At 41.6% G+C, this 2,313-nt stretch carries 3 protein-coding genes; 2 read left to right on the top strand and 1 reads right to left on the bottom strand.

What is annotated here, in order from left to right:
- On the top strand, positions 1–245 hold a 245-nt coding region (locus tag VNZ46_RS09410; RefSeq protein ID WP_325559877.1), incomplete at its 5' end, for a hypothetical protein.
- Positions 246–366: 121 nt separating this feature from the next.
- On the opposite strand, the gene VNZ46_RS09405 is transcribed toward VNZ46_RS09410, so the two are convergent.
- Positions 367–1,806 (bottom strand): AAA family ATPase, encoded by a 1,440-nt coding sequence (locus VNZ46_RS09405; protein ID WP_325559876.1) that lies wholly within the window; start codon positions 1,804–1,806, stop codon positions 367–369.
- Between the two features lie 216 nt (positions 1,807–2,022).
- Between VNZ46_RS09405 and VNZ46_RS09400 the strand changes: the two genes are divergently transcribed.
- Positions 2,023–2,313 (top strand): hypothetical protein (locus VNZ46_RS09400; RefSeq protein WP_325559875.1); only part of this gene is annotated, 291 nt, incomplete at its 3' end.

The following is a 2,313-nucleotide window of genomic DNA, read 5'->3' as shown; positions in this document are numbered from 1 at the left end:
AAATACCTACGGCTACCCAACAACAAAACGGAACCCAGTTGTATCCGATTGTTGTGGTCAGGGACTCGAAAACAAAAGCATATTATGTCAATAACAACCGGGATCATAGTACAGTCACGATAGAATTACCCTATGATGGTGTTTCTCCTGGTAAGGTACAGAGCATTTATCTGAACAAGATACCAGGCAATGGGAATAGCTTTTTTCTGGAGTTTTATGATCTTGTACAGTTGTTTCCCCGCTAATGTGAAGGATGCACTGCTGAAATTGGAAGGATTTTTAATCAATTACGGGCAGGCTGTTGTAGCTTGTCCGTTTTTTAAGCTCTTTCAGCAGTAGATGTTCTTTATTGCTCAAAGTTTGATTTTAAACATTAGGGCGGAACAAATCATCTATGGTGACCTGGTTCTGTACCAAACCGATAGAATAAATATTGTTTTTAACACCGTAGGTGGTGACCATGGAGAGAAACAATGTTTTTTTAGTCTTGCTCTCCCGACGAAATATATCAAGTTTCTGCTGTAGTTCTGAAGCATACGTCTTATCTATTACGAATTCAGTATTGGAAAACTTCATTTCGCATATACTGATGATATTATCCTGCCTGTCCAGCAACAGATCGATCTGTGCACCATTTCCGGTTCTTGGGGCGTGTCGCCAAGCTGAAGTTTCGGTAAACACTCCGGAAATGCCCAGCGCTTGCTTAATATGATCTGTATGTTTGAGGCAGATTCCTTCAAAAGCATAACCGCTCCAACTTCTCCATGATGACCCAGATGATTTTTTGATCCATGTGCCTGCACCGGTGGCCCTGGAATGTTCGATAAATTTGAGGTAGAAAAGGCTGTATTCATCACTGAGTTTGTAGATGCTCTTATTGGCATTTTTCTGGAAAGGCAGGTAGGGCGTAATGAAGCCAGACTCTACAAGTTCCTCGAGTAAGAGACTAGTGGTTCCCCCGCTTTGTAGATTACAGGTGTCAATGATCTCATTTCTTGTCAATCCGGATGGCTTGTCCGCGAGTGCTTTGACTACAGAAATGTGCCGGTCTGCGTTTTCGAAAAGAGAACGGTAAAGGTTTGCGAATTCTGTTGAAAGGAGACCATCCTTAGTGAAGCAAAGTCTGTCAATTGCCTGAATGGCACTTTCCCCTTTTTTGAGTTCTTTTAGATAATGTGGTACACCGCCCATTGCCATAAAAATGGTCAGCACCTGGTAACGGTCAATATGGATATTATTGCTTTTCAGGTATTGTTCTGTTTCGTACAATGTGAAAGGTAAAAGGCGTATTTTCCGTGTCAACCGGTTGTGAAGACCTCCTTTGCTGTTGACAACCTTTTTGATCATCCAACTGGCTGCAGATCCACAGATCGCAACGATCAGATTCGGCTGTTGTGATGCCCATTGGTTCCAGAAATATTCAAATGCGGAAAGAAAGCCTGATTTATGCGAACTTAACCAAGGGAATTCGTCAAAGAAAATGACAGCCTTTCTCTTCTTAATGATAGGGCTTGCAAATTCCCTGAGTTGCCAGAAGGCTTCCGTCCAGTTTTTGGGAGCTGCGAGCGGTAATTGGGAACCTAATGCCTCTGCAATGGCTTTGCTGAAATTGAGCAGTTGCTCGGCAGCACTCGCATCATGCACTCCCGAAAGCTCAAAGATGAGCTGTTTCTGGAAGACTGAGCGGATTAGGAAAGTTTTTCCAACCCTTCGCCTGCCAAAGACCGCTAAAAGTTCCGACGAAGGCGAAACAAGCATCTCTGATAGTATTTTTTTCTCCGCTATTCTTCCAATAAGCGCTTCCATTTTTCTCCTTTTTTAATAATTAACGATGAAAATAGGTTTATCCACAGCCAAAATGCATCTCAAATATAGTGTTTTGGCTGCGGATAAAAAAGTATCTGCAGCCAAAATATATATAAATTACATTGATTTGGCTGCAGATAAATATGGCCAGTAATTATTTTTTTGCAACTGTAGCGAATTCCTTCTAGTGATCGTTTTAGTCTAAAAATTACGCTTATGAAAGTCACATCACATTGGAAAGGTTTATTAAGTTTTTTATTGCTTTTAACAATAGTAACGAGTGCTTGTAAAAAGAATAAATCGGTTGCGGTTCCTACCCCTGAATTAATTGGTAGCTGGACAGAAGATGTACATCCTGGTGTTTCCTCGGTCATGCCAAGGGGATTGATGTTGTCAAAAGACAGCATTCATTTTGTGTCCTGGGACCAGGCAGCCCAACAAGTAACCTATGTGCAGGGTACATACAGTACGGAGGGAAATAAGCTGATCGCAAATTTTAAGGAAATC

Source organism: Pedobacter sp. (genome assembly GCF_035566355.1).
Lineage (GTDB): Bacteria > Bacteroidota > Bacteroidia > Sphingobacteriales > Sphingobacteriaceae > Pedobacter.
Note: the sequence above shows the minus strand (reverse complement) of the source record. Positions and strands in the feature narration are given on the sequence as shown.

What these genes read in the sequence shown, in the direction of transcription:
- VNZ46_RS09405 (WP_325559876.1), bottom strand. Translation starts at nt 1,806, where the DNA reads ATGGAAGCGCTTATTGGAAGAATAGCGGAGAAAAAAATACTATCAGAG.